This is a genomic window from Mesorhizobium sp. NZP2298 (assembly GCF_013170825.1).
Lineage (GTDB): Bacteria > Pseudomonadota > Alphaproteobacteria > Rhizobiales > Rhizobiaceae > Mesorhizobium.
This window is the reverse complement of record NZ_CP033365.1, coordinates 1,446,776-1,459,741: the sequence shown is the minus strand read 5'-3', so window position 1 is coordinate 1,459,741 and position 12,966 is coordinate 1,446,776. Positions and strand designations below refer to the sequence as shown.

Below are 12,966 nucleotides of genomic sequence, written 5' to 3'. Positions count from 1 at the left end.
CGGATCAGCGCAGCCGACCGATCGGGATGATTTCCGCAGAGGTGTCCGCATAGGGTTCGCCCTGCCAGTCGCCGAGCCATTGCTCCACCAGCAGGCCGGTCTCGCCCAGCATCCCGGCGAGATCCTGCTTTTTCGGAAACGCGATTTTCGATTCAGCGCCCAGAATCGGTCTGCCGCCCGGAATTTCATAAAAGGTCGAATAGGTGACCACCCCAGTGGCGGCATCACAGTCGGCATCATACCAGGCCCTGACGGTGCCAAGGCTGGGATGCTCCACCATCCGTTCGGAGCGCTGCGGCGTCCATTCCAGCCACGCCTCCACGGCGGGATTTCGCGTGTCGAAGATAAAGCGCCCACCGGGAGCGAGATGTTCAGCGATGGTGCGCAGCACCACCCGCTGATCCGCCTCTGTCAGGAAAACCTGGAACACGTGACCGGTCAGCAGCACCAGATCGAACCGTCTTCCAAGCCGCACCGTTCGCGCGTCGGCAACAACCCAGTCGACCTTGTCACCGCCGGCTCTGCGCCGCGCGACATCGAGCATGGCCGATGCGGGATCGACACCGGTGACGCTGCACCTTTCGGCCAAGTCGGCTGCCAGTTGACCGGTGCCGCAACCAAGATCGAGGACCGAGCCGCCATCCCGCGCAAGACGGATGCAATAGTCGAAATCGGAGCGGCCATCCTGATTCTCGATGTCGTAGAACTGAACGAAGTCGGGATCATTGTAGATCAAATCGGTCATGTCGCCGCCTATAGCCCAAATGCTTGCCATACCCGACAGGCACAATCCACGCCGCCGATGACGTTTGCGCCTGCTCGGCCTTCTATACTCAGCTGGCCGCGTCCAGACGAAAGCGGCGCATCCAGTCGAGGCTTGTCTCGTCGGCGAGCTTTGCGACGCCCGGCCGGATCTCGTCGGCATTCGGAGGCTGAACGCCGAGGGCCTCGCAAATGCCCAGCAACGCCGCCGCCGGATCGGCGGACAGATGCTCATAGCCAACCCGCAGCGGCGTTATGCCTTGCGCCGTGAACCAAATGTTCCAGGCCGCGTCATAGGATTCAAGTTCGCCAAGCTGTTCTTTGATCCGCTCGAAATTGTATTGGAGGTCTTGCGCCGGTGCGACCCTTTCGATCTCGGTGCCGTCAGGCGCGATGTGCCAAAGGCCGGTCTGCTGTGCCTTGATCAGCGAGACCGCCTGCGCGAGCTTGTTCTCCCGCGACAGATGTATGTAGAGAACGCGGCCAAAAGCTCTTTCGAAACGCGCCGTGTCCGAGGCCAGCCCTGGGAAAATCCGGTCGAGGATCGCCGAAAGTTCATCCAGGTTTTCGCGCATCAGGCGCAGGCCGAAAATCGCGGTGCCGCCCTTGCCGGCGGTGATGGCCGCATCGAGATAGGCAACATTGAATTCAAGCTCGCCCATCGTGTCGCGGCCGGGCAGTCCCCACTCCTCGGCCCACTCCGGCACGTCTTGCCGCCGATAGAATGAGTGCGGATCGCCTGATGTCCCGGTGGATGCCAGGAGCTTGCACAGCAACGTGCTGCCGGTTCTCGGCGTGCCGCAGATAATGTAGGCGTCGAACATTCCGTTGCCCTTGTCGTTTCGCAGGCAGGGCAAACCCGGCCGATCCATCGCCGCCTATAGTCGAAATTGTTGCTGGATGCGACGGGCGCATTCCAGCGGGGTGAGATGGCTGGTGTCGACCTCGAGATCGTAGACTATGCCCGCGTGCACGCGCCCATATTGCCATCGCGCCAGGCCCGGCCGCCTGTCGGCCCTCTGGGCTTCGCGGGCTTCCAGGACCTCCAGGGGCGCCATGACGCCAACCCGATGGAGATTGAAGGCCGACAACAGTTCGACATATTCAGGCATTTCGCCATTGCACAGCACATCGTCGACGATCAGGTTGTTGCCTTGCACGGCCATGGCGGCGACGGCGTGGCGCATGCCGCGCAGGGCACGCGCTCCCGTCGGTCCGGTCCTGATCACGACCGAGGGCTGGCCGCCTTGCCGGATGGTCTCGTAGGAAAAGCCGCCAGCATGGTCCTGCAAGGCATCGGGCAGCATCTCGATGAAGGTGTCCATCTGGACATGCAGGAACGGTTCGGCGGTTATTGTCTGCAACGCCTTGGCGATCGAGCTTTTGCCGGCACTGCCGACGCCATTGAGCAGGACGATCCTGGCTTTCACGTTCGATTCTCTTTCAAGCATTGAGCCGGCTTCAGCCCTTAACGGTTGCGCACCACCACGCAGGCCCCGCCGACGCTCTGCAGTTTTTGGCAGATGACATTGGCGGCGGCGCGGTCGTCGATTCCGATCCTGACCGCGTAGATGCCGCGCCGGCCGATCGGCGTACGCACCCGGCTCACCACCGGATCATGACCGGCAAGCAGAGCCGGAAAACGGCTCCTCACCCGCAGCCACTGGCTGATTGCGGCACTGCGGCGGAAATTGCCGGCCACCTGGATGCCCCATGGTTTAACGTTGATCGAGGCCATCGCCACGGTCTGGGACATGATCACCGGCAGCTTGCGGCAGGCGACGGCAAAATCCGTCTTGGCGTCGAGCGGCGCGACCTGCCCGGCATAGGCGGGGTCGGTGAACTTGTCGACCGGCTCGCCCATGATGTCGAAGACATAGCTCTCGGTCTCCATCGGCAGGAAACCGCCCGAACCCAGCCAGCGCGACACCCGGCTTTCGCCGGCATTGTAGGCGGCGGCGGCCAGGCCAAGATTGCCGTAGCTGGTCTTCATTTCGGCGAGATACTTCGCCGAGGCCGGGATCGCCTGGTTGATGTCGAAGGAATTTTCGAGCCCTCGCATCTTGGCGGTGCCCGGCATGAACTGGGCGATGCCCTCGGCGCCGACGGGACTGACGGCGCTGGGGTCGAAACGGCTTTCCTTCCAGATCAGCCGGGCGAAGAAATCCCGGGGCAGGCCGTTCTGGTCGGCATGGGCCTGGATCAAATTGCAGACCTTGTCGATCAGCCGCTGCTTGGCCGATTGCGGCGGATCGGCCTGGGCAAGCGTCGACCAAGCCACACTGCACAGGACAATCAGCGCCGCCCGGGGGAAACGCCGCATCTGGCCTACTCTGCCGCGGCCTTGCCGCTGCGACCGAACCGTTGCTCGATGTAGTCGGCGACCATTTTCTCGAAATCCGCCGCGATCGCTGGCCCGCGGAGCGTCGCCGCCTTCTTGCCGTCGACGAAGACAGGCGCCGTCGGCGTCTCGCCGGTGCCGGGCAGCGAAATGCCGATATCGGCATGCTTGGATTCGCCAGGGCCGTTGACGATGCAGCCCATCACCGCGACCTTGAGGTTCTCGACACCCGGATATTTTTCGCGCCACACCGGCATGTTCTTGCGCAGATCCGCCTGGATGTTCTGGGCGAGTTCCTGGAACACGGTGGATGTCGTGCGGCCGCAGCCAGGGCAAGCGGCGACGATCGGCACGAACTGCCGGAAGCCCATCGTCTGCAGCAATTCCTGCGACACCTGCACCTCGCGCGTGCGGTCGCCATTCGGCTCGGGCGTCAGCGAGATGCGGATGGTGTCGCCAATGCCTTGCTGCAAGAGGATGCCCATCGCCGCCGACGAGGCGACGATGCCTTTCGAACCCATGCCGGCCTCGGTGAGGCCGAGATGCAGCGCATGGTCGGAGCGGGTGGCGAGTTCCGTATAGACGGCGATCAGGTCCTGCACGCCGCTGACCTTGGCGGACAGGATGATCTTGTCGCGGCCCAGGCCGATCTCTTCGGCCATCTCGGCCGACAGGATCGCCGACTGCACGATCGCCTCGCGCGTCACCTCCTGCGCCGTCAGCGGAAAACCCTTGTCCTGATTGTCATCCATCAGTCGGGTCAGCAGTTCCTGGTCGAGCGAGCCCCAATTGACGCCGATGCGCACCGGCTTGTCGTGCTTGATCGCCATCTCGACGATATCGGTAAACTGCCGGTCCTTCTTGTCCTTGAAGCCGACATTGCCTGGATTGATGCGGTATTTGGCCAGTGCCTCGGCGCAGGCCGGGTGATCGGCGAGCAGCTTGTGGCCGATATAGTGGAAGTCCCCGACCAGCGGCACATTGATGCCGAGCCGCAGAAGCCGCTCATGAATGCGCGGCACGGCGGCGGCGCTCTCGTCGCGGTCGACGGTGATGCGCACGATCTCGGAACCGGCGCGGTGCAGTGCGGCAACCTGCGCGACCGTCTGGTCGATATCGGCGGTGTCGGTGTTGGTCATCGACTGCACGACAACCGGGGCGCCGCCGCCGACGACCACGCCGCCGACATCGACGCCGACCGAGGTGCGGCGAGGGAAGGGAAAGGAAAAATATCCGGTCATGCCGGCAGCCTTTTGTCTCTGAAGCCCCGTACGTCCGCTCGGACGCACAAGCACTCCCCGGGGCCGATGCGCTGAAGTCCGGGCATGAGGTGGAGGAGCAAAGATGGCTTGTCAATGGCGACAGGTCGCCACTGGCCGCAATTGACCCCCGCCTGCGCCCAAACAGGGCACGATCCAGCGGTGGCCGAGGCGTAAAACGGTGACCGGAAGGATATTAGCTGCGGCTTATGACGTAGTGTTGAAAATCAAACCACCTGCACCGGCGGCGGTTGCCGCCGGCAAGGAAGACCGCATAGTGGCGGCTACGTCAGTCGGGCATCAATGCGTGGTCGGTTGCGCTTTCAGTTTCTCAATCGCATCCTTGAGTGCCAGCTTGCGTCGCTTGAGATTCACGATTTCGAGGTCGTCCACCGACGGGTGGTTCATCGCGTCATCGATTTCGCGTTCGATGTCGCCGTGTTTCCGCTGCAACTCATCAAGATGGGATGCAAGAGACATGATTGGTTCTCCCTTTCATGGTTTCCTCGATTGCAGCCGCCAAAGGCGCGTCCACCGCAGGTCGCTTCTGTGACGGCACAATGACACTTTGCCACCTTCCGACAACGATGTCGAATGCTGCGTGGTAGCATTCCACGGCAATGTGAAATGTGATATTGGCTGCGCGCCGGTGGCAGAAATTGCCGCCCCCGCCCAATCAGGCCCAGTTTTGGGCGCCGCAGACGTGCAGACGGTAGAGAATGTCCGATCAGGAACAGGCCGATATTCGCCTCGAATTTTCCCGGCTGAAGCAGGAACACGCCGATTTCGACGCGGCGATCAACGCGATGATCGCCACCAATTGCGACCCGCTGCAGATCCAGCGCATGAAAAAGAAGAAGCTGGCGCTGAAGGACCGGCTGATGAAGCTGGAAGACAAGATCATTCCCGACATCATCGCTTGAGCCGCGGGCCGCGCGATCCTCGTCACGTTTCGCCTATCCCCCGATAGAGAGCCTGCCGGCCCGCTCGCGCAGCAGGCCGATGAGACTGCCGGTCCGCTCCTCGGTGGTATCGATCGGAACCACCAGGCACATCGTCGCCTCGACCTTGCCCGGCGCTGAAAAGACCGGCACGGCAAGGCATTTGGTGTAGGCGTCGACAAGCCCCGAGGTGACGCAGTAGCCGGTGACCCGCGCTTTGGCGATGTCGGCGATGAAATCATCGAGCCGCAGCTTGCGACCATCGGGCAGCACGAGATCGTCCTGCGACACCATGTCCTCGATCGCGGCCCGCTCCAGCCCCGCCAGAAGCAGCCGGCCCGAAGCGGTCCAGGGCAGCGGTATCTGCAGGCCGGTGGCCGAGCTGATGCGGAACGGCCTGGTGCCGGGGCTGGAGTGGACGATGGTGTAGCGGCCGCTCTGCAGCATGCACAGTTCCGAGGTTTCCCCGGTCTCGCGCGACAGATGGTCGACCTCCTGGCGCCCGCGCCGCAGCAGATCGTTGCCGCGCACATAGTCCATTCCATAGAGATAGAGTTTCTTGCCGAAATAGACGCGGTTGCCGTCGCCGGCCATTTCCAGCAGGCCTGCGTCGACCAGCGAGCGCACCAGCGTGTAGGTCGTCGAGCGCGGCGCATTCACCCCCTTGGCAAGGTCGCCGATGCCGATCGCGCGCTGCGTCGTGTGCAGGAAGTCCAGGATCTCGAGCACCCGGTTGAGGCCCTTTTCGCGGGAAGCCGTCGTCTTTTCGTCGGCCGAAACGGCCAAGGCATTGCCATCTTGCATTGTCGATTCCTGGTGGTAGTATCTGTCTTGTACAGGATACATGCGTCTCTTGTAAGAGACAATCTTCTGATGATCACCGTCGCGTGTATTGCCTGTGCATAGGGGAACACAACACGAAAGGAGGTCGCCGTGAACGACACATCCGGAAGACGTGATTTTCTGAAATTGGGAATGGCGGGACTGGCCACCGCCGGCGTGCTGGCAACCGTCGATGCGCAGAAGGCCGCCGCCCAGGCCGCGTCCGACAGCCTGCTGCGCACCGTGCTCGATCGCGGCAAGCTGATCGTCGGCACCGGCAGCACCAACGCGCCCTGGCATTTCGAGAACGATGCCGGCGAACTGGTCGGCATGGACATCACCATGGGGCGCATCCTTGCCAAGGGCCTGTTCGATGATCCGACCAAGGTCGAGTTCGTCATGCAGGATCCGGCGCAGCGCATCCCCAACGTCACCACCAACAAGGTCGACATCACCATCCAGTTCATGACGATGACGGCGCAGCGCTCGCAGTTGATCAATTTCACCCGGCCGTACTATGTCGAAGGCGTTGCCCTGCTGACGCTTCCCACCGCCGAGAACAAGACCTTCGACAAGCTGCTTGCCGGCGGTTCGGCGACGCGCATCTCCATCCTGCAGAATGTCGACGCCGAAAGCTCCGTCCACTACGCCCTTCCGCAGGCGCAGGTGCTGCAGATCGACACCCAGGCCAACGTTCTGCAGGCGTTGGAATCCAAGCGCGCCGACGCTGCCGCCGTCGATCTGTCCACCGTGCGCTGGCTCGCCTCGCGCAATCCGGACAAATATTTCGACGCCGGCAAGAGCTGGTATTCGATGCTCTACGGCGCCGCGCTTCGGCAAGGCGACCTCGACTGGCTGACCTTCGTCAACCAGACCTTCACCATTGCCATGTTCGGCCATGAATCGGCGCTCTATGACGCCGCCTTCAAGGATTATTTCGGCCAGGAGCCGCCGGCGCGTCATCCGGGGTTCCCGGTCATCTGACCCAGCGGGCGGAAGGGGCATTCCGCGCCCTTCCGCCTACTTCTTCCGACGCCCTTCACACCGAGGCGGACGCATGGGCTATGCCCTCAATTTCAATCTGATCTGGCGGCATTTCGACAAACTGTGGGGCGGTCTGCTGCTCAGCCTCGAGCTTGCCGTCATCTCGATCGCCATCGGCGTCGTCATCGGGCTGGTGCTCGCGGTCTGGTATGTCTCGGCCGGGCGCGTGGTGCGAGCGATCATCGCCGCCTATGTCGAATTCATCCGCAACGTGCCGCTGATCCTGCTGGTCTACCTTGTCTTCTATGGCCTGCCGACCGTGGTCGACCTGGCCTACAGCGCGCCGACCTCGTTTGTCCTGACACTCTCGGTCTACAGCGGCGCCTATCTGGTCGAGGTGTTTCGCTCGGGCCTGGAGGCTGTCCCGCGCGGCCAGCTCGATGCCGGCAAGGCAATCGGCCTGACACCCTGGCAAAGGCTGCTCCACGTGCGCCTGCCGACCATGCTGCGCATCACGCTGCCGGCGCTGTCCAACACCTTCATCTCGCTGTTCAAGGACACCTCGATCGCCTCGGTCATCTCGGTGCCCGAGCTTACCTTCGGCGCCCAGTGGATCAACTTCAACACCTTCCGGATCGTCGAGGTCTATCTGGTGACGACGGCGATGTATCTGGTGACCGGCTACGCCTTGCTTTTTGCCCTCAGGCTCGTCGAACGCCGGTTCAGGGCGGCGCGCTGATATGCTGGGCCAGATCCTCTACGCTCTCCCTTTCCTCGCCAAAGGCTTCGCCCTGACCCTTTGGGTATCGCTTCTGGTCGTGGTCCTGTCGCTCATCGCCGGCGTCCTGCTGGGCGTCGCCCTGGTCTACGGTCCCGCCCCGTTGCGCTGGGCGGTGCGCATCTTCTCGGACACCATCCGTGGCATTCCGATCCTGGTGCTGATGTTCTTCGTCTATTACGGCCTGCCCGCCATCGGACTTCATCTGCCGTCGTTCTGGGCGGCGGTGCTGGCGCTGACCCTGTTCAAGACGGCGCAGGTCATCGAATATCTCAGGGGCGCGGTCGCCTCGATTCCAAAGGGACAGTCCGAGGCCGCAATGGCGATCGGGCTGACTTTCCGCCAGCGGCTGACCTACGTCATCTTCCCGCAGGCCTTCAGGCGCTTCCTGCCGCCCTGGATCAACGGCGTCACCGACGCGGTCAAGGGCAGCGCCCTGGTCTCGCTGCTCGGCATCACCGATTTGATGCAGGCCATCAACCAGGTCATCGGCCGCACCTATGAGGCGATGCCGCTCTATATCCTCGGCGCGCTGATCTATTTCGCGGTCAACTACGCGCTCTCGCTCGCCAGCCGGCGGCTCGAGCGGCGCTTCTCCTTCATTCGGGAATAGCAGATGTCCGACACCACAAACGCCAATCCGGCACTGCTCGAAGTGCGCGATGTCTCAAAGGCTTTCGGCGCCGTCGAGGTGCTGCGTTCCGTCAGCCTTCAGGTTAAGCGTGGCGAGGTGGTCACCGTCATCGGACCCTCCGGGAGCGGCAAGACAACACTGCTGCGCTGCGTCAATTTCCTCGAAAGCTACGATAGCGGCTCGATCCGCATCGACGGCAAGGAGGTCGGCTATCTCTCAGCCGGAACGCGCCAGCGCCGCAGCGAGCGCGACTTGGCCGCCATGCGTGCCGAGACCGGCATGGTCTTCCAGAGCTTCAACCTGTTTCCGCACCTGACGGCGGCCGGCAACATCATGCTGGGCTTGACCAAGGTGCGCGGGAAGAGCCAGGCCGAAGCGCGCCAGGCCGCCGAACACTGGCTCGGCCGCGTCGGCCTCGCCCACAAGGCCGACAGCTTGCCGGCGGAGCTTTCCGGCGGCCAGCAGCAGCGCGTCGGCATCGCACGCGCCGTGGCGATGGAGCCGAAGATCCTCTTGCTCGACGAGATCACTTCGGCGCTCGATCCCGAACTGGTCGGCGAGGTGCTGGCCGTGGTGCGCAGCCTTGCCGAGGACGGCATGACGATGCTGATGGTGACGCACGAAATGGCCTTTGCCCGCGACGCCTCGAGCCGCATCGTCTTCATGGCCGATGGCGGCGTCAGCGCCGTCGGCCCGCCCAAGGAGATTCTCGCGGCGGAGACCACCAACGAGCGCCTCCGCACCTTCCTGGCGCGCTTCCGCGCCTCGCATTTCTGACATCGGACGGCTGACGCCGTCTCATTTTTGAATATCGGATGGCTGAAGCCAACCAAGGGAGCCTTCTTCCATGACGCCTTACATCCGGCTCGCCGAACTGGGCCTGACGCTGCCCGAGCCGCCAACCCCGATCGCCAACTTCGTCACCCATGCCGAGAGCGGGCGGCTGATCTTCCTGTCCGGCCAGGGCCCGCTGCGCGCCGACGGCACGCTCTGCACCGGCAAGGTCGGCGAGGATGTGACCGTCGAGCAGGCCTATGAGCATGCGCGCCTGACCGGGCTCAATCTGCTCGCCGTCATGCATGCCGCCGCCGGCGATCTCGGCCGCATCGTGCGCGTCGTCAAGCTGCTCGGCTTCGTCAACGCGACGCCGACCTTCAGCGACCACCCAAAGGTGGTGAATGGCTGTTCCGACCTGTTCGCCGATGTCTTCGACAAGATCGGCGGCCATGCCCGCTCGGCCATCGGCGTCGGCTCGCTGCCTGGAAACATCACTGTCGAAATCGAAGCGGTCGTCGAGATCGCCGCCTGATCTGCCACCCACGGGATCCGCTCACATGAAAACCTATTCCGACACCGGCTCCAACACCACCATCCGCGAACGGCTGGGCTTGAGGCCAATCATCAATGTCTCGGGCACCATGACCGCGCTTGGCGCATCGATCATCGTCCCGGAAGCGATCAGCGCCATGGCCGAAATGGCCTCGCAATGGGTGGAGATGGACGATCTGCAGCGTGCCGCTAGCACCGTCGTCGCGCGCCTCACCGGCGGCGAGGCCGGCTTCATCACCGCCTGCTGCGCCAGCGGCATCACCATGGCGATCGCCGGTGCGATGACCGGAACCAACCTGCTCGCCATCGAGCGTCTGCCCGATGATACCGGCGACCTCAAGTCGGAGGTCGTCATCCAGCTTGGCCACATCGTCAACTACGGCGCACCGATCGACCAGTCGGTCCGCGTCGCCGGCGCCAGGGTGGTACCCGCCGGCACGGTCAGCGTGACGCAGGACTATCATGTGCGTGAAGCGATCAATGAGCGCACGGCTGCGGGCCTCTACGTCGTCGCCCACCACACCGTGCAGTACGGCATGCTGTCGCTGGAGGAGTTCTGCGAGATCTGCCACGCCAAGGGCGTGCCGGTGATCGTCGATGCCGCGTCCGAATACGATCTGCGCGGTTTTCTGGCGCGCGGCGCCGACGTCGTCATCTACAGCGGCCACAAATTCCTGAGCGGGCCGACCAGCGGCATCGTCACCGGCCGCAAGGATCTGGTGCGATCAGCCTATCTGCAGAACCGCGGCGTGGCGCGGGCCATGAAGGTCGGCAAGGAAAGCATCGCCGGCACCATGGCGGCACTGGAAGCCTGGGAGAAGCGCGACCACGCCGGCATCCGCCGGCGCGAGGAGGCCGCGCTCAACCTGTGGAAGGACGCGCTGCAGGGGATCCCAGGCATCTTTGCCAAGATCATTCCCGACCCGACAGCCAATCCGCTCGACCGGCTGCAGATCTTCGTATCGCCGGAGAGCCGCTTTACCGCCGCCGGGCTCACCTCGGCGCTTGCCTCGGGCTCGCCGCCGATCATCGTGCGCAACCACGAGATCGAGCGCGGCCATTTCTTCCTCGACCCCTGCAATCTGCATCCCGGCGAGGCCGAGATCGTCGCGGAACGGCTGCGCGCCATACTAACCGCGAAGGACCGTCCCGCCGATGCGATGAAAGCCGCCCACAAGGATTCGTCCGGCGTCTTGCGCTGGCCGGATTGAGTACCAGGCCGACCGGCAATCCCGAAATGCCCCGGGCCGATCACACGACTGTGATCAGCCGGATTTGCACGCGGCGGGAATAAACCGGCGGCGCGACAAGTCTCCTCGGTATACGCCACTGCTGGCGTTGAGGAGATCGGCATGCCGCATCATTGCCAGGACAGCGGATATGGTTGCGGCGTCAGCCGTCACCATGTGCTGGCGAGCAAGATCGTCACCAGTCCCTCCTTCAGGACGCTTGACACTGGTGACACAGATGAATTCACTTTCACCACAGCAGGCGGCGTTGCCTGCTTCCGCGGGTTTCGCCCGCGCAGGCAGGGCAAGATCGCCGTCGCTCTCTGAAAGCGCACGGCCTGTTCCTCCCGGGGTATCGGATCATGGTGCTGCTTTGAGCGAGAGGGCGCAGGCACAACGCTTCAACGAGGTGGTGCTGCCGCATCTCGGCGACGCGCTGGCGCTTGCCCGCTGGCTGACCGGCAATGCCGCCGACGCCGAGGATGTCGTGCAGGACGCCTGCATCAAGGCACATGCCGGCATGTCAGGCTATGCCGGCGGCAACGCCCGCGCCTGGCTGCTGACCATCGTGCGCAACACCTCCTACACCTGGATGTCGCGCAACCGGCCGCGCGCCATGATGGCCGTCGGCGATCTCGGCGATCTCGACGACATGGCCGCGGCACACGGCAGCAGCCTGCCGGACGAGGACGGCCCGGAGGCGAGCCTGATCGCCAGGGCCGATACGGCGGCACTCGAGGCCGCGATCGCCGCCTTGCCACAGCCATTTCGCGAAACGCTGGTGCTGCGCGATATCAACGGCCTCAGCTACCGCGAAATATCGGCCATGCTTGCCGTGCCGATCGGCACGGTCATGTCCAGGCTGGCGCGTGCCCGCGGTCTGCTGGCGTCTGAACTGGGGAGAGCGTCATGACGCACGACGACGGACTGCCCAATGATCCCGAAGGCATCAGGCTGATGATCCACGCTCTGGTAGATGGCGAACTCGATGCGGCCGCGGCACTGGCCGTGGAACGGCGCATCGCTGCCGACCCCACGCTTGCCGCCGAGCATGCCCGCATTGTCGCCTTGCAAGGCGCCGTCAGCCGCTTGCCGCGCCCCGATGTCAGCGACGCCTTTCGCGCCCGCATTGCGGCGATCGGCATGGCCGGCACCGAACAACAGGCGCCGGCCGAGGTGGCGCAGCCGCAGCGGGGCGCGCCGTCGGCATTGCCGGGATTGATTGCAGGCGCCGGCGGCGGCCAGAGACGGGAAGCCGGGACACGTCCTTCCCTGGCGCGCCCATCGCCAAGAGCGCGCCGCTTCGGCTCGTTCGATTGGCGCGCCATGGCGGCGTCGATCATGATCAGCGCGGTGCTCGCCAGCGGGGCGACGCAATGGGTGATGCAGAGTGGCGTCGATGACGGCTTTGCCGCCGCGGTCGCCAGCGGCCATCGCCGCAGCCTGCTTGCGGCGAGCCCGATCGACATCGTCTCGTCCGACCGCCATACGGTCAAGCCTTGGCTCGACGCCCGGATCGGCGTCTCGCCGCCGGCGCCGGACCTTGCCCAGGACGGTTACGCGCTGATCGGCGGTCGGGTCGAGGTGATATCGGGCAGGCCGGTGCCGGCCCTGGTCTACCGCCACCGCGAACACCTGATCACGCTGGTCGCCGAACCGAAGCAGGGCGGCAAGGCCACTCAGCCCGACGACCTTTCTTCGGGCGGCTTCTCGATGGTGCAATGGAGCGACGGCGCCTTCTCCTATTGGGCGATCTCCGACATGGAACGGCCCGAGCTTGACGACTTCGTCGCCCGCTTCCGCAAGGCGGCGGTTTGACCCGGATTGTGGCCGTCGGCATCTGGCCGATGGCCTGAAATCCTTGCGGCCCCGCGCGAATTCCGCTAA

General features: G+C 64.2%; 17 protein-coding genes. 10 read left to right on the top strand and 7 right to left on the bottom strand.

What is annotated here, in order from left to right:
* Positions 1 to 4: 4 nt before the first annotated feature.
* The 6 genes from EB231_RS07055 to EB231_RS07030 all read right to left on the bottom strand — a co-directional run bounded on the left by EB231_RS07055 (position 5) and on the right by EB231_RS07030 (position 4,842).
* Positions 5 to 745, bottom strand: a complete 741-nt coding sequence (locus tag EB231_RS07055) for a class I SAM-dependent methyltransferase (protein WP_172348194.1) — start codon at positions 743 to 745, stop codon at positions 5 to 7.
* Between the two features lie 88 nt (positions 746 to 833).
* Positions 834 to 1,586 carry a Stf0 family sulfotransferase gene (locus EB231_RS07050; RefSeq protein WP_172348193.1) on the bottom strand — a complete coding sequence of 251 codons (753 nt, stop codon included), beginning with the start codon at positions 1,584 to 1,586 and terminating at the stop codon, positions 834 to 836.
* Positions 1,587 to 1,640: 54 nt separating this feature from the next.
* The gene (locus EB231_RS07045; protein ID WP_172352831.1) at positions 1,641 to 2,192 is read right to left on the bottom strand and encodes a chloramphenicol phosphotransferase CPT family protein; all 552 of its coding nucleotides are present in this window, start codon (positions 2,190 to 2,192) and stop codon (positions 1,641 to 1,643) included.
* 38 nt (positions 2,193 to 2,230) lie between these two features.
* Positions 2,231 to 3,085, bottom strand: coding sequence for a lytic transglycosylase domain-containing protein (locus EB231_RS07040; protein WP_172348192.1), 855 nt, complete (start codon positions 3,083 to 3,085; stop codon positions 2,231 to 2,233).
* Between the two features lie 5 nt (positions 3,086 to 3,090).
* Complete coding sequence (gene ispG / locus EB231_RS07035; RefSeq protein ID WP_172348191.1) at positions 3,091 to 4,344, bottom strand: flavodoxin-dependent (E)-4-hydroxy-3-methylbut-2-enyl-diphosphate synthase; 1,254 nt, start codon at positions 4,342 to 4,344, stop codon at positions 3,091 to 3,093.
* A 318-nt stretch (positions 4,345 to 4,662) separates the two neighbouring features.
* Positions 4,663 to 4,842: a YdcH family protein gene (locus tag EB231_RS07030; RefSeq protein ID WP_010911953.1), complete on the bottom strand. Its 180-nt coding sequence runs from the start codon at positions 4,840 to 4,842 to the stop codon at positions 4,663 to 4,665.
* A 239-nt stretch (positions 4,843 to 5,081) separates the two neighbouring features.
* Here EB231_RS07030 and EB231_RS07025 point away from each other — a divergent pair, with 239 nt between their 5' ends.
* Positions 5,082 to 5,285, top strand: coding sequence for a YdcH family protein (locus EB231_RS07025; RefSeq protein ID WP_010911954.1), 204 nt, complete (start codon positions 5,082 to 5,084; stop codon positions 5,283 to 5,285).
* A gap of 33 nt (positions 5,286 to 5,318) precedes the next feature.
* Here EB231_RS07025 and EB231_RS07020 read toward each other — a convergent pair whose 3' ends face one another.
* Positions 5,319 to 6,107 (bottom strand): IclR family transcriptional regulator, encoded by a 789-nt coding sequence (locus tag EB231_RS07020; RefSeq protein WP_172348190.1) that lies wholly within the window; start codon positions 6,105 to 6,107, stop codon positions 5,319 to 5,321.
* 171 nt (positions 6,108 to 6,278) lie between these two features.
* On the opposite strand from EB231_RS07020, the gene EB231_RS07015 reads away from it, so the two are divergent.
* The 9 genes from EB231_RS07015 (at position 6,279) to EB231_RS06975 (ending at position 12,897) form a co-directional block, all read left to right on the top strand.
* Positions 6,279 to 7,109: a transporter substrate-binding domain-containing protein gene (locus tag EB231_RS07015; RefSeq protein WP_171883346.1), complete on the top strand. Its 831-nt coding sequence runs from the start codon at positions 6,279 to 6,281 to the stop codon at positions 7,107 to 7,109.
* A 73-nt stretch (positions 7,110 to 7,182) separates the two neighbouring features.
* On the top strand, positions 7,183 to 7,848 hold the full coding sequence (locus tag EB231_RS07010; protein ID WP_172348189.1) for an amino acid ABC transporter permease: 666 nt from the start codon (positions 7,183 to 7,185) through the stop codon (positions 7,846 to 7,848).
* 1 nt (position 7,849) lies between these two features.
* A complete protein-coding gene (locus EB231_RS07005; RefSeq protein ID WP_172348188.1) occupies positions 7,850 to 8,500 on the top strand; it encodes an amino acid ABC transporter permease in 651 nt (216 codons plus the stop codon).
* A gap of 3 nt (positions 8,501 to 8,503) precedes the next feature.
* Positions 8,504 to 9,298 carry an amino acid ABC transporter ATP-binding protein gene (locus EB231_RS07000; protein ID WP_172348187.1) on the top strand — a complete coding sequence of 265 codons (795 nt, stop codon included), beginning with the start codon at positions 8,504 to 8,506 and terminating at the stop codon, positions 9,296 to 9,298.
* 70 nt (positions 9,299 to 9,368) lie between these two features.
* Positions 9,369 to 9,830, top strand: a complete 462-nt coding sequence (locus tag EB231_RS06995) for a RidA family protein (protein ID WP_010911960.1) — start codon at positions 9,369 to 9,371, stop codon at positions 9,828 to 9,830.
* A 25-nt stretch (positions 9,831 to 9,855) separates the two neighbouring features.
* The gene (locus EB231_RS06990; protein ID WP_172348186.1) at positions 9,856 to 11,061 is read left to right on the top strand and encodes an aminotransferase class V-fold PLP-dependent enzyme; all 1,206 of its coding nucleotides are present in this window, start codon (positions 9,856 to 9,858) and stop codon (positions 11,059 to 11,061) included.
* Between the two features lie 141 nt (positions 11,062 to 11,202).
* Positions 11,203 to 11,406: a hypothetical protein gene (locus tag EB231_RS06985; protein WP_172348185.1), complete on the top strand. Its 204-nt coding sequence runs from the start codon at positions 11,203 to 11,205 to the stop codon at positions 11,404 to 11,406.
* Between the two features lie 46 nt (positions 11,407 to 11,452).
* Entirely contained in the window at positions 11,453 to 11,992 is a 540-nt protein-coding gene (locus EB231_RS06980; protein ID WP_172348184.1) for a sigma-70 family RNA polymerase sigma factor, read from the top strand.
* Entirely contained in the window at positions 11,989 to 12,897 is a 909-nt protein-coding gene (locus EB231_RS06975) for an anti-sigma factor family protein (protein WP_172348183.1), read from the top strand. Before EB231_RS06980 ends, EB231_RS06975 begins: the two co-directional genes overlap by 4 nt.
* Positions 12,898 to 12,966 lie beyond the last annotated feature (69 nt).